This window comes from Pseudoalteromonas sp. SIMBA_162, assembly GCF_046535955.1.
Classification (GTDB): Bacteria; Pseudomonadota; Gammaproteobacteria; order Enterobacterales; family Alteromonadaceae; genus Pseudoalteromonas; species Pseudoalteromonas marina.
In genome coordinates this window covers 1-271 of sequence record NZ_JAWJBQ010000419.1, presented here as the reverse complement: position 1 = coordinate 271, position 271 = coordinate 1, and the positions used below count along the sequence as shown (strand labels likewise).

Below are 271 nucleotides of genomic sequence, written 5' to 3'. Positions count from 1 at the left end.
GGAGAGTCCTTGTGCGAGATGCCCACCACTGGCCCGGACAAGGTCAACGTGGTGAGCATGGAGAAGTCTGCGGAAATTTAGCCGTTGCGTTGCTCGAGGCACTGATCTGCCAGGCCATCTGCCTTCTGGTTCAGCATGGCTTTTGTGATCTCCGCTACCTTGGCCTCGCCGTCAGCCTCGAATTCATCCAGCTTCTCGAAGAGCATCTTGCATTTGGCGTCCTGCGTTGGCTGCCCCTTGATCGCCATCATGGTAAACGCCGCTGCCATTT

General features: G+C 56.8%; 1 protein-coding gene. It reads right to left on the bottom strand.

The window, feature by feature from the left end; translation table 11 throughout:
- Positions 1-77 precede the first annotated feature (77 nt).
- The coding region (locus R0J88_RS20305; protein WP_410900922.1) for a hypothetical protein at positions 78-271 on the bottom strand (194 nt) is incomplete at its 5' end.